The sequence below is a fragment of the Thermosipho japonicus genome, from assembly GCF_014201655.1.
Lineage (GTDB): Bacteria > Thermotogota > Thermotogae > Thermotogales > Fervidobacteriaceae > Thermosipho > Thermosipho japonicus.
The window spans coordinates 328,410-342,575 of record NZ_JACHEX010000001.1 but is presented as its reverse complement, the minus strand read 5'-3'; the positions used below and the strand labels follow the sequence as shown (position 1 = coordinate 342,575).

At 30.5% G+C, this 14,166-nt stretch carries 17 protein-coding genes; all 17 read left to right on the top strand.

Features of this window, described 5'->3' with window-relative positions; all coding sequences use genetic code 11:
• Positions 1–2: 2 nt before the first annotated feature.
• The 17 genes from udk to HNP65_RS01800 all read left to right on the top strand — a co-directional run bounded on the left by udk (position 3) and on the right by HNP65_RS01800 (position 14,143).
• A complete protein-coding gene (gene udk / locus HNP65_RS01880) occupies positions 3–617 on the top strand; it encodes a uridine kinase (protein ID WP_184618686.1) in 615 nt (204 codons plus the stop codon).
• A gap of 22 nt (positions 618–639) precedes the next feature.
• The gene (locus HNP65_RS01875) at positions 640–2,148 is read left to right on the top strand and encodes an HD domain-containing protein (protein ID WP_184618685.1); all 1,509 of its coding nucleotides are present in this window, start codon (positions 640–642) and stop codon (positions 2,146–2,148) included.
• Between the two features lies 1 nt (position 2,149).
• Complete coding sequence (locus HNP65_RS01870) at positions 2,150–2,899, top strand: type III pantothenate kinase (RefSeq protein WP_184618684.1); 750 nt, start codon at positions 2,150–2,152, stop codon at positions 2,897–2,899.
• Entirely contained in the window at positions 2,880–4,235 is a 1,356-nt protein-coding gene (locus tag HNP65_RS01865) for a B12-binding domain-containing radical SAM protein (RefSeq protein ID WP_184618683.1), read from the top strand. Before HNP65_RS01870 ends, HNP65_RS01865 begins: the two co-directional genes overlap by 20 nt.
• Entirely contained in the window at positions 4,219–4,839 is a 621-nt protein-coding gene (locus HNP65_RS01860) for a zinc metalloprotease (protein WP_184618682.1), read from the top strand. Before HNP65_RS01865 ends, HNP65_RS01860 begins: the two co-directional genes overlap by 17 nt.
• A gap of 4 nt (positions 4,840–4,843) precedes the next feature.
• Positions 4,844–5,089: a hypothetical protein gene (locus HNP65_RS01855; protein ID WP_004102043.1), complete on the top strand. Its 246-nt coding sequence runs from the start codon at positions 4,844–4,846 to the stop codon at positions 5,087–5,089.
• The gene (locus tag HNP65_RS01850) at positions 5,070–5,330 is read left to right on the top strand and encodes a cell division protein ZapA (protein WP_114702596.1); all 261 of its coding nucleotides are present in this window, start codon (positions 5,070–5,072) and stop codon (positions 5,328–5,330) included. The genes HNP65_RS01855 and HNP65_RS01850 overlap by 20 nt, the downstream gene beginning before the upstream one ends.
• Positions 5,311–6,102, top strand: a complete 792-nt coding sequence (murI, locus tag HNP65_RS01845; RefSeq protein WP_184618681.1) for a glutamate racemase — start codon at positions 5,311–5,313, stop codon at positions 6,100–6,102. The genes HNP65_RS01850 and murI overlap by 20 nt, the downstream gene beginning before the upstream one ends.
• Complete coding sequence (gene rapZ / locus HNP65_RS01840) at positions 6,059–6,898, top strand: RNase adapter RapZ (RefSeq protein ID WP_004102048.1); 840 nt, start codon at positions 6,059–6,061, stop codon at positions 6,896–6,898. Before murI ends, rapZ begins: the two co-directional genes overlap by 44 nt.
• Positions 6,898–7,836 (top strand): gluconeogenesis factor YvcK family protein, encoded by a 939-nt coding sequence (locus HNP65_RS01835; RefSeq protein ID WP_184618680.1) that lies wholly within the window; start codon positions 6,898–6,900, stop codon positions 7,834–7,836. Before rapZ ends, HNP65_RS01835 begins: the two co-directional genes overlap by 1 nt.
• 4 nt (positions 7,837–7,840) lie before the next feature.
• On the top strand, positions 7,841–8,758 hold the full coding sequence (whiA, locus tag HNP65_RS01830; RefSeq protein WP_184618679.1) for a DNA-binding protein WhiA: 918 nt from the start codon (positions 7,841–7,843) through the stop codon (positions 8,756–8,758).
• A 5-nt stretch (positions 8,759–8,763) separates the two neighbouring features.
• Positions 8,764–9,219 (top strand): transcriptional regulator NrdR, encoded by a 456-nt coding sequence (nrdR, locus tag HNP65_RS01825; protein WP_004102050.1) that lies wholly within the window; start codon positions 8,764–8,766, stop codon positions 9,217–9,219.
• A 16-nt stretch (positions 9,220–9,235) separates the two neighbouring features.
• Positions 9,236–9,706, top strand: a complete 471-nt coding sequence (gene greA / locus HNP65_RS01820) for a transcription elongation factor GreA (RefSeq protein ID WP_004102051.1) — start codon at positions 9,236–9,238, stop codon at positions 9,704–9,706.
• 26 nt (positions 9,707–9,732) lie between these two features.
• Positions 9,733–11,241: a lysine--tRNA ligase gene (gene lysS, locus HNP65_RS01815; RefSeq protein ID WP_184618678.1), complete on the top strand. Its 1,509-nt coding sequence runs from the start codon at positions 9,733–9,735 to the stop codon at positions 11,239–11,241.
• Entirely contained in the window at positions 11,238–12,872 is a 1,635-nt protein-coding gene (locus HNP65_RS01810) for a peptidyl-prolyl cis-trans isomerase (protein ID WP_184618677.1), read from the top strand. The genes lysS and HNP65_RS01810 overlap by 4 nt, the downstream gene beginning before the upstream one ends.
• Positions 12,873–12,968: 96 nt before the next feature.
• Complete coding sequence (locus tag HNP65_RS01805) at positions 12,969–13,208, top strand: S4 domain-containing protein (protein WP_184618676.1); 240 nt, start codon at positions 12,969–12,971, stop codon at positions 13,206–13,208.
• Entirely contained in the window at positions 13,205–14,143 is a 939-nt protein-coding gene (locus HNP65_RS01800) for a GAF domain-containing protein (RefSeq protein WP_184618675.1), read from the top strand. The genes HNP65_RS01805 and HNP65_RS01800 overlap by 4 nt, the downstream gene beginning before the upstream one ends.
• Positions 14,144–14,166: the final 23 nt, after the last annotated feature.

The window sequence follows — 14,166 nt, the reverse complement described above, 5'->3', positions numbered from 1 at the left end:
CTATGTTTATAATTGGAATTGGCGGAGGAACAGGTTCAGGAAAGACAACTGTAGCACAAAAAATAAATGAGATTATAGGAGAATCAAATAGTGTTATTCTACCAATGGATAATTATTATAAGGACATGAGTCATGTGCCTTTTGAAGAAAGGAAAAAGTACAATTATGACCACCCGGATATGATTGAATTTTCTTTGCTTGTAGATCATTTAAAAGAACTTTTGGATGGAAAAAGCATAAAATTGCCCGAGTACGATTTTGCAAAGTATACTAGGACCGGGAATTTTACATTGTTAGATCCAAAACCGGTGATAATAATTGAAGGTATATTTGCACTATACTATGAAGAATTAAGAAGGTTTTATGACCTTTCTATTTTTGTTGATGCAGAAAGTGATGTGAGGTTTATAAGAAGACTTGAAAGAGATATAAAGGAAAGAGGAAGAACTATAGATAGTGTAATAAATCAATATTTAAACATGGTAAAACCAATGCATGATGCATATGTTGAACCAAGTAAAAAGTATGCAGATTTAATAATTCCACGTGGTGGCTTTAATGAAAAGGCAATTAATGTTGTTGTTGAGTTTATATTTAAGAAAATGTCTCAAAATTGAACTTAGAAAAGAGGTGTAATTTATGTATTATAAAGTATCAAGGGATCCAATTCATGCGGAAATTTTTATGTATCCACTTGAAATAATAGCATCAGATACGAAAGCAATGCAAAGGTTGAGATATTTATCGCAACTTGTAGGCTCAGAATATGTTTATCCCTGTGCTACTCATACACGATTTGCACATTCTCTTGGAGTAATGCATATTTCTGGAATGTATGCTAGCCATTTGTTTGGAGATGATCCATCAAAAGTTAGGATTTTAAGACTTGCAGGACTCTTACATGACATTGGGCATGGCCCTTTCAGTCACCAATTTGACGAGGTAGTTTACAAAAATATGGGCCTAGAAGACGGTCATGATGAGTACCGTGAAAAAATTTTGCTTGAGTATATGCCTAAGGCAATGTATAAGGTCTTTGAAAGAGCACCTGAAAAATTAAAGAACGCTGTTTTAGAAGATCTCAATGTGGTATTAGGAGAAGTTGGTGATTTAAAAGATGCCTTTAAAAAAGTCATGGAAAAGGTCGTAGAAACCTATAAAGGTGAAAATGAAGGTACAATAGAATTTGCTGTGATACAAGGCCCTCTTGGTGCTGATAGAATGGATTTTGTTTTAAGAGATTCATATTTTGCAGGAACAAGAGGATTCGGAACAGGTTCTTTAGATAGGCTTGTAAGAAATTCTATGGTTGTTGAAAAAGATGGTAAAAAATTTTTGGCTTATAATATCAAGGTAATTGATGAGATTTATACGACATTGTTTGGTAGGTTCATGATGTACAAGAATGTTTATTTCCATAAGACGTCACGTGCAGCGGATTTAATGATTCAAGATTTGTTGGAACTTTGTTATAGACCTTTAAAATTAAAAGAGAGAGTGGAAAATCTTGAGACATTTATGGAATTAACAGATCAAAGGATAATTAATGAAGTTGAAATATACTTTAATCAGATAGTGGAAGAGTATAATATAAGTTCTTTTGAAGAGACAAAAGAAAAGATTTTAAATTTTGAGATAGATTTGCAACCAGTAGAGTTAGATATAGTTATGGCTTATGAAATTGTAGAAAGGTTGAAGAATAGAGATTTTTGGAAGACAATCCTTGAAACTCCATTTTCAGTTGAAGGTATAGATCCATCAGCGGCAAGTCAAGGATTTGCAATGGATATTTTACAAAAGATAAGGCTAAGGCTAGAAAAGGCTGTTGAAATATCTGATGAATCAGATAGAGAAGAGTTGTTAAAAATACTTTCAAATTTTGATGAAATATTTAAGGTTGATACACCGTATAAATTATCTCTTGTTCATCCTGATGAATTTTTAAAGAGTAATATTTATATTTATGACTCCTGGAAAGAGCATGTTCTTTCTTTTGACGAATATGTAAGGGAATATCCTGCTTATAAACTAATGACGAGTAATTTGATTCAAATTGTAAGGTTTTATGTAACAAAAGATGTAAGAAATTTGCTTGAGAAATATAATATTATTCCAAAAGTGGACACATCTCTTACTACGAGGTGGTAATGTGCTCTTACTTTTTGATGTTGGAAATACACATACAACAATTGCTTTAACAAAAGATGGGAAGTCATTTGACATTAAAAGAGTTTCTACACACTCAATTCAAACAGAAGATGAATTGTATGTCTTTTTGAAGATGTTTTATAAAAATGATTTTAAAGATATAGTAGTTTCTTCAGTAGTACCAAATATAAACTATATATTTGAGTTTTTTGCGGAAAAGTATTTAAATAAGAAGGCTATATTTGTTAGTGCTAAAGAATATAATGAAATTGCTTGGAATGTAAATACTCCTGAAGAGATAGGAGCAGATAGAGTTGTTGACGTAATTGCTGCTAGTAGAGATTATGGAAAAGATGCAATAGTTGTTGATTTTGGGACGGCAATTACAATTGAAGTATTAAAAGACAATAGATATGAGGGTGGAGTAATAATTCCAGGATTTAATATGATGGTTAATGCGCTTTTTAAAGGAACCGCTAAATTACCAAAGGTTGAATTAAAACCTTCAAATACTTTTGTTGGAAAAGATACTGAATCAAATATTAGAATCGGTGTTATAAATACAATTCTTGGAGGTATAGATTATACAATTGAAAGAATAAAAAGTGATTATGATTTGAAAAGTGCTCCTATAATATACACAGGAGGTCAATCAAAGCTTATAAGGGAATATTTGAAAAAAGATATAGTTTACGACTTAGAACTCGGACTTAGGGGGATTTATTACTTTTATGAAAATACTGCTTGTTAACCCATGGATAGAAGATTTTGCAGCATATGATTTCTGGTTAAAGCCAATTGGGCTTTTATATGTTGCTTCATATTTGAAAAAGTTAGGAATTGAAATACATTTTATAGATTTAATGAATAGGCATGATAAATTTTTACAAAAATATACAAAAGTTCCCAAAGATAAGTTTTATGGTACAGGGAAGTTTCCATTTGTAGAGATAAAAAAACCTGATGTTTTGGCATTTGTTCCAAGAAAATACAAACGTTATGGTGCACCAGAACAGTACTTTTATGATAAACTTAAAGAAGTTGGGAATGTTGATGCTATTTTTGTAACTTCAACATTAACTTACTGGTATCCAGGGTATTGGGATACGATTAATTTTTTAAGAGGTTACTATGGTAATAAAGTTCCAATATTTTTTGGAGGATTTTACGTAAGAAATTTACCACAACATGCAAAGAAAACTAATGCAATAATTTTTCCATTTAGTGATTTAAATAGAATTCCAAAGATGTTGGAAGATTTGACAAGTAAAAGTGTTAAGAGAATAAATATAGATTGGTTTATGGAACTTTCTCCTTTGTACGATTTATATGAAAATATTGGTTATCTAGTATTTTTAACTACTTTGGGGTGTCCATTTAAATGCTCGTATTGTATTGCTCATAAATTATGGAACGGAATAAAGTTTAGAGATCCAGAAAGGGTTGTTAGTGATATTGAAAGGTATGTCGAAAAATTTAAAGTAAAAGATGTAGTATTTTTTGATGATGCATTTTTGGTAAATTCAAATAAACATGCAAAGGTTATTTTAAAAAAAGTTTTAGAGAAAAATTTTAGTAGAGATATTAGATTTCATCTTCCAAATGGCATACATGCAAGACTTATAGATGAAGAACTTGCTTTTTTAATGAAAGAACTTAATTTTAAAACGATAAAATTAGGATATGAAACATCAGGTGAATTACAATTAAAGACTGGTGGAAAGGTAGTTGATAGGGATTTAGTTAACGCAGCAAGAATTTTAAGAAATGCAGGTTTTACTGAAGAAGAGATTTCTGCTTACATTATGGTAAATATACCAGGGCAAGGCGTTGAAGATGTTATAAATGCAATGAAAATATGTAAAAGTGAAGGTATAAGTTTTTCAATTAATGAATTTACACCAATTGTGGGAACTGAAGATTGGCTAAAACTTGTAAATGAAGGAAAATTAAGTGGAAGAGAAGATCCAGTATTATTAAATAATACAGTGTTACCTTTCTGGTGGAAGTATGGTATGGATGAGCAAACAGTACAAAATTTAAAAATGCTTGCTCGTAAGATTAAAGAAGGTGATTGTTACGATTGAAAAAGTAATTATTAATCTTCTTACCGGATTTTTTGCAGTTATTCTGGTTGTTTATCCTAGAGAATTGTTAAAAGCACATCTTGTTGTGCTAGCAGGAGATGCTACTCCAAAGAAGTTAAAAAGGACTTCGCTAAATCCATTTGTACATCTTGACCCGATAGGAACTATAGCTTTTATTTTATTTGATTTTGGATGGTCAAGGCCAATACCGGTTGTTCCTATGAAAAATAAGACGATAAGAAAAGTTTTAATTTTTTCATCGTTGATTGGTTCGATTTTAGGTGTTGGATTATTTATTCTGTATGGTATAATAGCAAAAGAAGTTGATAATAAATTTGCGTACATTACTTTTTACAAAGCATGTAAATGGAGTTTAACTTATGCGATCTTTTCTTTGTTTCCTATCCCTCCATTGGATGGATCAAAACTTTTAGGTGCTTTTTTACCGGATGAATACTGGGATTGGTATATAAAATATGAGGTTTATGGTATATTATTTTTATTGGGTATGTTATTGATATGGATACTTCCTATGATTATGGAACCTTTCGTTAAATTTATAAATCATCTTACAGATATTTTGATTATAGGAAAAGGGGGATGAGGTGATGGAAGAGAAAATTAAAGAATTAGAGCAGGCTTTTGAAGATTTAATAAATAAATATCAAGAGCTCCAGAAAGAAAATAAGGAACTTTGGAAAGAATTAAATGCAGCAATTGAGAGGGCTAATCAACTTGAACAAGAAAACAGAACTTTAAAAGAGGAAATCAACGGAACATTCGATAAATTACTTGGAAAATTAAAAAATTTAATGGAGAGTTCAACGGAGATAAATGATCAAGAAAAGGTTTAATATTAACGGAAGAAACTATATTGTTGAATCTGATTCAGATGAAAAGATTTTAGATTACATTGAAAAAAGAATTAAAGAGCTAAATGAAAAATATGAAGAGCTTTCATCTACTGATGAAAGACTTTTGGTAATGTTATGTGAATTAATTGAGAGAGAGTATTATTTAACAGAAAAGATTAATGAAATTTTGAAAAGGTTGAATGATCTGGAGGAAAGAAGCCTTGAAGATAGGTCTATTTGATTCTGGGATAGGTGGTATTTCTGTATTAAAAAAGCTCACTTACATTAATGGAGCACATTATATTTATATTGCGGATACCGAAAGAGCTCCTTATGGTATTAAAACTCCAGAAGTTCTGGAGAGTTTCATTTTTGAGTTTGCAGAGTTTTTTCACAAAAGAGGAGTTAATGAAATTTTTGCAGCATGTAATACAACAGATTCAATTATACTAGAGAGGAATTTGGATTTAGGCATTAAATATAATAGCATAATTAAAGCTGCGATTCAGGCTCCAAAAGGTGAAAAAGTAGGAGTTATTGGAACAAATATTACAGTTAGTAATGGGATTTATAAAAAATACCTTGAAATGGAAAATAAAGAAGTATATCAAAAATCAACTCAGCTTTTTGTTTCTTTGGTAGAAGAAGGTATTTTTTACGGTAGAATGGTTGAAGCGGTAGCAAATTATTATTTGCTTCCATTAAAGAAGAAAAATATTGAAGAGTTGATTTTAGGATGCACACATTTTCCATTTTTAAAGGGAGTAATATCCAGGGTATTACCGAAGGTTCGAATAATTGACCCAGCTGAAGAATTGTCAAAAAAACTGGCAAAAAATAACTCTAAAAAAGCATTTGTTGAGTTTTATGTCACTGGTGATCCAAAGATATTTGAGAAAAAACTAAAAAGGATTAATTTCAGAGTACCGTATACTATAAACAAATTTAAAACAAAAAAGGTGATACAAGTTGAAAAATCTAATTATTCTGACAGGGTTGTCGGGCGCTGGTAAAAGTACAGCTTTAGGTTTACTTGAAGATATGGGATTTTATTGTATAGATAATCTTCCCATAAATTTGGTTGAGACAATTTTACCAGTAATATCTATGAATGTAGACAACATTGCTTTTGTCTTAGATGCTAGAAGCGAAAATTTTGAACGTATTGATGAGATTTTAAATAATTTAAAGAAAAAATATGCTAGTAATTTGAAGGTAATTTTTTTAACTGCAAAAGATGCGATTATAATTAACAGATTTGCGCATACTAGAAGGAATCATCCTCTTCTTAAGCGAGTAAATTCTCTTGAAAAAGCAATACAGCTTGAAAGGGAAATTTTAACAAAAGCTTTAGAATTTTCCGACATAGTAATTGATACTTCTAATTTGAATCCACATCAGCTTAGAGAAAAATTGGTGGAAATATTAGGTAGTGTTAAAAAGAAATTTTTGGTAAGAATTTTAAGTTTTGGATTTAAATATGGATTGCCTTTAGATGTAGATTTTATTTTTGATGTTCGATTTTTTCCTAATCCCTTTTATATAAAAGACTTGAGAGAAAAAAGTGGGAGAGATGAAAAAGTAAAAGAGTTTTTGTATAATACTCAAGGAGTTAAGGAATATATAGAAATGATAAAAAACGTTGTTGATTTTGCGTTGAAAAGATATGAAAATGAGGGTAGAATGGAACTCAGTATTGGTATAGGCTGTACTGGAGGCCAACACCGATCAGTTTTCTTTGCAGAAGAACTTGCAAGTATTTACCGGCAAAGGTATGAGGTTCTTTTGGAACATAGGGATGTGAAGTAATGAATCTAACAGTGGTTGGTGGTGGAACTGGTGTTTCAACACTTTTAAGGGGATTAAAATATTTCAATAATATAGATTTAAAAGCTGTAATTGCTGTAACCGATGAGGGAGGAAGTTCTGGGGTTTTAAGAAAAGAATATAATGTTCTCCCACCCGGTGATGTTAGAAATAACTTGGTTGCACTTGCAAAAGATGAGGAAATTTTGGGGAAACTTTTTTCTTACAGGTTTAAAGACGGATTTTTGGCAGGTCATAGTGTAGGAAATATTATTTTAACAGCACTTACAAAAATTTTAGGAAGTTTTACAAAGGCAATAGAGTATGCATCTGAAGTTTTAGCAATTAACGGTAAAGTTATTCCCATTTCTGAAGACTTAATCAGGTTAGTTGCGGAATATGAGGATGGTACTAAGGCTTTTGGTGAAAGTGAAATAATGAAAATAACAAAAAAAAGAATAAAAAAAGTTTATTTAGATAGAGATGCTAAGATAAATTTAGATGCTCAAAAATCTTTAGTAAATGCTGATTATATTATCTTAGGACCTGGCAGTATATATACTAGTATAATTACGAATTTTTTGGTTGATGGATTTAAAGAGGCGGTTAATTATTCAAACGCAAAAATAATATATATTTCCAATTTGATGACTCAACCTTCCGAGTCATACAATTTTGCATTATTTGATCATGTGAGTGTAATAGAAAGATATCTTGAAAAGAAAGTTGATATGATTATTGCGTCGAGCTCCAATATACCTGAATATATATTAGAAAGATATGAAAATGAAGGATCAGCTCCAGTGAAAATAGATATTGAAAATGATGAAAGACTAATTCTTGATGATTTATTGGAAGTAAAAATTGACAGTGATGGTAAAGAGAAAATAAGACATAATTCTATGAAGCTTGCAAGTTTAATAATTAGGCTTTTAAGGTGATATAATGTTATATACATTTTCTGAAGATGTAAAAGGTGAATTGTGCCATACGAGTGTTAACTCTGAGTTGGAAGCAAAATCTGAATTGGCTGGATTTTTAAAATCAAGGGGAGTAATAATAAGGTCTTTTAATGATGTTGTTATAAAAATTGAAGTGGGGTTCATACCTGCTGCAAGAAGGATAATGAATTTAATGGCTATAGTAGGTACTGATAAAAAAAGGTTGACAATGATTAAAAATAAGTTGAAGAAGAAAAGGGTACAAATTTTTATTCCTTTTTCAATATTGTCTAAACTAGAGTTGGATATTCTTGAGATTCCAGCATATATATTTGAGGATCTTGGACTATTCGGGGCGTTTTTGCGTGGAGTTTTTATATCGACTGGTTCTGTAACTGATCCTACTAAAAATTACCACTTTGAAATTATTTCACATAATTATAAATTTCTAAATGAGATACAAAAATATCTTTTTGATAATTTAGGTATACTTGGTAAAATTGCAAGTTTTGGAGAGAAAAATTACAGGTTCTATTTAAAAAGGGCAAAAGATATAATTGAAATCCTCTATTATATGGGTGCTCAAAGAAACGCTGACAAGATGGAAAAGATAGTAAGCTCAAGAGAAATTAAAAGTGATTTTAATAGATCTATGAATTTTTTAACGGCCAATGCTAAAAGAGTTGGTGAAAGTAATGCAAGGCAGATCAGGATTATAAAAAATTTATTTGAAAAATATGGTGCAGATATTCTAAATGGTGAGTTAAAGAAAATAGCACTTTTGAGATTGGAAAATGAAGATTTGAGTTTAAGTGATCTTGGAAAGCTTTTTGATCCTCCTCTTTCAAAGAGTATGGTTTATAATAGGATAAAAAAGATATTTAAGATATATGAGGAACTTGAATCAAAGAATATGGAGTGATGAATATGAAATGTCCATATTGTGGCAATGATGAAACTAGAGTACTTGATTCAAGAGTCGATTCATCAGGGATGACAATAAGGCGTCGCAGAGAATGCTTGAAATGTAAAGGTCGCTTTACTACGTATGAAAGATATGAATTTGGACCAGTTTTTGTAATAAAAAAAGATGGGCGTAGAGAAAAATTTGATAGGTCAAAGATTTTGAGTGGTATCATGAAAGCTTGTGAAAAGACTAATGTAACTCTTGAAGAGATGGAAAAGTTAGTTGACGATGTGGTAAATCAAATTCAAAAAACAGGTAATTTGGAAATTTCAAGTCTTGAGATAGGAAAGCTTGTTATGGAGGGGTTAAAAAAGATCAACGAAGTTGCATATGTTAGATTTGCTTCTGTGTATAAAGATTTTAGGGAAATTGATCAATTTTTAGAAGTTGTAAAAGAATTGAAAAATGAAAAATAGTGTTGGAGGTGTTTGAATGAAAAAAGAGAGTATTTATTTAACAAAAGAGGGATATGAAAAATTAAAAGCAGAGCTTGATCAGTTAAAGCAAAAGCTTATGTTTGAAATAGCTCAAAGAATTAAAGAAGCTAGAGAACTTGGCGATTTATCGGAAAATTCAGAATATCAGGAAGCCAAAAATGAACAAGGAAGGATTGCGGCAAGAATTAATGAACTTGAAAATATGCTTTCAAAAGCAGAAGTTATTGAAGGATTGGATACCAATGTTATTAACATTGGTAATTGGGTGTTAATTAAGAATTTGGATACGGGAGAAGAAAAAACAATTCAGATTGTAACACCTCATGAAGCAGATGTTTTTAACAACAAAATAAGCTTTGAGTCTCCGATTGGAAGGGTCCTAGTAGGTAAAAAAGTAGGCGAGGTTGTTAAAATTAAAGCACCAAAAGGGGTATTTAAGTATCAAATTTTAGGTATTAAAATATAAGATTTGAAGATTTAGGAGGGATTAAGTTGTTAAAGGAGTTTAGGGAACAGAGGATAAATGAAATTAAGCAAATAAGTGCAAAGGGTATTAATCCATATCCATACAAATTTGAAAAAACACACAGTAGTCAAGATATTAAATCTCAATTTGAGAGCTTAAATCCTGGAGAAGTTAAAGAGGATACAAGTGTGTCTACTGCTGGAAGAATAATGTCTTTAAGGCATCATGGTAAAAGTGCCTTTTTCCATATTAAAGATTTCTTTGGCAGAGTTCAGGCATATATTAGACAAGATATAGTCGGAAAAGACGCATACGAATTTTTTAAAGAACATATTGCAATTGGAGATATAGTTGGTGTAAAGGGTAGTGTCTTTAAAAGTAAAACTGGAGAAGTAACAATTTTAGTAAAAGAAATTGAGCTTCTTAATAAACCTTTAAGGCCAATGCCTGAAAAATGGCATGGAATTAAAGATAAAGAAGTTTTGTATAGACAAAGATATGTTGATATGATTGCTAACGATGAAACTCTAAATAGGTTTAGAATAAGATTCGAGATAATAAAGCTTATTAGAGAATTTTTGAATTCAAAAGGATTCATTGAGGTTGAAACTCCAATATTAGAGTATGTTACGGGAGGAGCATCAGCAAGACCATTTATAACACACTTAAATGTGTTTGATATTGATATGTACATGAGAATTGCTACAGAACTTTATTTGAAGAGATTCATTGTAGGTGGATTTGAAAAAGTATATGAATTAGGAAAGAATTTCAGAAACGAAGGTCTTTCTTACAAACATCATCCTGAGTTTACTTCAATTGAAATTTATCAGGCATATGCTGACTATGAAGATATGATGAATTTAACTGAAGAGCTTTTTGTTTTTATTGTTGAAAAACTTTTTGGAACAACAAAAGTCAAATATCAAGATATAGAAATTGATTTTTCAAGACCATGGAGAAGAGTTAAAATGAGAGATTTTATTAAAGAACATCTAGGTGTTGATATCCTTGAAGATACAGAAGAAAAAATGTTAGAAGTATTAAAGCAAAACGATGTTGAAGTTGAGATAAAAGATAAAGGGCATTTAATTGAAAAACTCTGGGATTTAGTAGAGGACAAAGTTGTTCAACCAACATTTTTGTTAGAACACCCAGTAGAAATATCACCTCTTGCAAAGAAACATAGGGAGGATCCAAGAGTTACTGAAAGATTTGAACTTATAATCTATGGTAGAGAAATGGCAAATGCATTTAGTGAATTGAATGATCCTGTTGATCAATACGAAAGGTTTTTAAGGCAAGCTAAACTTCGTGAAGCTGGGGACGAGGAAGCTCAGATGATGGATAAAGATTTTGTTAGAGCTCTTGAATACGGTATGCCACCTACTGGTGGTCTTGGTATAGGAATTGATAGATTGGTTATGCTTTTAACTAATTCTCCTACTATAAGAGATGTAATTGCATTTCCACTGGTTAGACCAATTTCATTTGAAGAGGAAGAAATGAACTTAGAAGGGGGATCGCAAGAATGAGAAAATGGTTTGAAAAAGCACATGGTGCTATAATTTGGACGATTGCTATTGCATTTGTCGCAGGTATTGTTGTATGGTCAATTTCTTCATATGTATCTTCGAGAAAAGGCAGTGTAAAGTATAATTTAGAGGATTCAGTTGCTTATTTAACAAAAGATGGAACAGCACTTAGTGAAGAATATTGGATTTTCCCATGGGAAGTTGAAGATTCATATAATAAGGCTTTAAGTTATTATCAAGTTTCAGATGTTGACCCTGTTTTTGAGGCACCAATGTTAAAAACTTCAGTACTAAATGATTTAATTGAAACTAAAACAATACTATATTACGCTCAAGTTAATAAAATTTCACCTACTAAAGAGGAAATCAATCAAGAACTTGATAAGCAGGTTGCAGATATTAAAAAGAATGAACAGTTGTTAAATTATATTAAGCAAAAATATGGAAGTGTTGAAAATTACAAAAAGAAAATTGAGCCAGAGGTAGTAAAGTATCTTACAATTGCAAAAGTTAGAGATACTATAGCTAGTGTAAGTGATGATGAGATGAAAAGTTATTATAGTGAAAATAGAGAAGATTTAATGAATAAATATGATCAAGCAAATGTTGATTTTGTAAGTTTTTCATCACAAGCAAGTGCAAATGACTTTATAAGTGAGGCAATGAATACTGGATTTTATCAAGCTGCTACGAATATGAACTTATCAGTGCAAAATTATGATAGCTTTAAAAGAGGAATAATTGACAAAAGATTTGAAGATAGCATTTTTGGTTCCACAAATACCATTGTTGGACCTATTCCTCTTGGTAGTAACTTTTTTGTCTTCAATGTAAAGGATGTAAAAACTGTAGATACATTTGAAAAATTTACCCTTTCTCAGGGATATCAAGATGTTTTAAATCAATTAAAGAGTGATAAATTTAGAAAAGCTATTGATGAATTTAAGAGAAATGAAAATGTTTCTTCCAAAATTATTGATCCTGTATACAAGACATGGAACCAAGTTTTAACAAATTCTGGAACTAGCTTGTTAAATGTGTATAAAAAGTTAAATGAAATGGTTCTTGATGAATCTACAATGGTAACTGTCAAACATGATACACCAGTGGAAATTAAAGCAGCATTTGTTACACTTGTTGATAAAATGCAGGCAGCTACTGAATTAACAAATGATGCAGTGTACAAGCAAATTTTGGATGATGCAAGTAAAGAATCAAAGTTAGTTTTGGAAAGTATTTACAATGACTATCCAGAATCATTTATAGCTGCAAAGAAAATGAAAACGTTATATCCAAAAAGAACGGATGTATTATATAATTACTATACAAAGTTGTATTCAAAGATAAAACCTTATGTTGAGTATGGAATGCTCCAAAGCGTTGTAAATGACTTTATAGACCTATACGGAGGATTAAATACCCTTTCTGAGGCAACGGATATTTCTTTAGATTGGAAAGCAGAAGTTTTATATGATTTATACGAGATAAATAAAATGTTGAAAGATGCAACAACTGCTGAACAATATCTTGAAAAATTGAAAGAAGCAACACCAACTTATATGGATTTTGAGGCAGCTTTCAATGAACTTGAGACGATGAAAAATTCAACTTCAACTTCAAATAACAAGTAAAAAATTATTTTTAACAGTAATTTAAGCGGCCTTTTTGGCCGCTTAATTTTTTAGCAATACGAACAATTTGTGTTATAATCTTTTAGGGGTGATATTTTGAGGTTAGATAAGTTTTTAAAATCTACTAGAATTATTAAAAGGCGTACTATAGCCCAAGAGTTGGCTAAAAATAAGAGGATATTTAGAAATCAAATAGCTTTAAAACCCTCTAGTGAAATAAAATCAGGTGATATATTGGAAATTTTTTTAAAAAACAGGTATTTAAAGGTAAAAGTTATTTCTGATGCAGAGTATGAAATACTTGAAGAAAAAAAGATTGAGGAGGGACAGCTATGAGAAACATTGTAGAAAACCATGTTGAAGAAATTTTAGAAATATTAAGATATGACAAGTCCCAATGGGGGGAATTTTGGAGTAAGATTACAAACAAATATAAATTTTTCAAAAAGATTGAGGAAAAATTAGGAGAAATAAATTTTGATAGTGTTGAAAGAAGAGAACTAGATAAGTTATTAAATGATTTTAGAGAATTTGCAAAAGAAAATAAGGATAATGTAACAACAAAGATTCGTAAAAACGCAAAAGAGCTAGAACTTAATAAAGAAGATTTTATAGTATTTTTAGGAGTGTATCCAAAAGAGTTTGATTGGATAGTTGTTGATTTTAATGGAAGTTATATACTTTTTTACAATGTATATTCGCTATGGAAGAAAGAAAAATTGTCTAAATTAAGTGAAGCAGTTTATCAGGCGATAATTCACTTTAGAAACGGAGAAATGAATGGAAATTATTATGATAAAGATGAACTATTTATTAAATTGCTTAATAAATTAGAAAAAGAATCTAAAGATGATCCTGTAAAATATATGAGAAAGATTTGTCAGTATCTTTATGATGAAATTCCCTATTATGATTGGGTAGGATTTTATATGATTAATAAAGACAATGTTTTAGAGTTGTTTGAATTTGTTGGTGAACCTACCGAGCATGTGAAAATAAATATTGGAGAGGGTATCTGTGGTCAAGCAGCAATGTTAAGGGATGTATTTATAGTTCAGGACGTTTCTAAAGAAACTAATTATTTGTCGTGTAGTCCCAAAGTAAGAAGTGAGATTGTAGTACCAATATTTAAAAATAAAGATGTAATAGGTGAATTGGACATTGACAGCCATTATATAACTCCTTTTGATGATAGAGACAGAAAATTTTTAGAGAGAATTTGTGAAGATATTCCAAAAATATGGGATGAGAAGTTATTTGAAAGAAGATAAACTTTTTTAAAAGGGGAGATTTG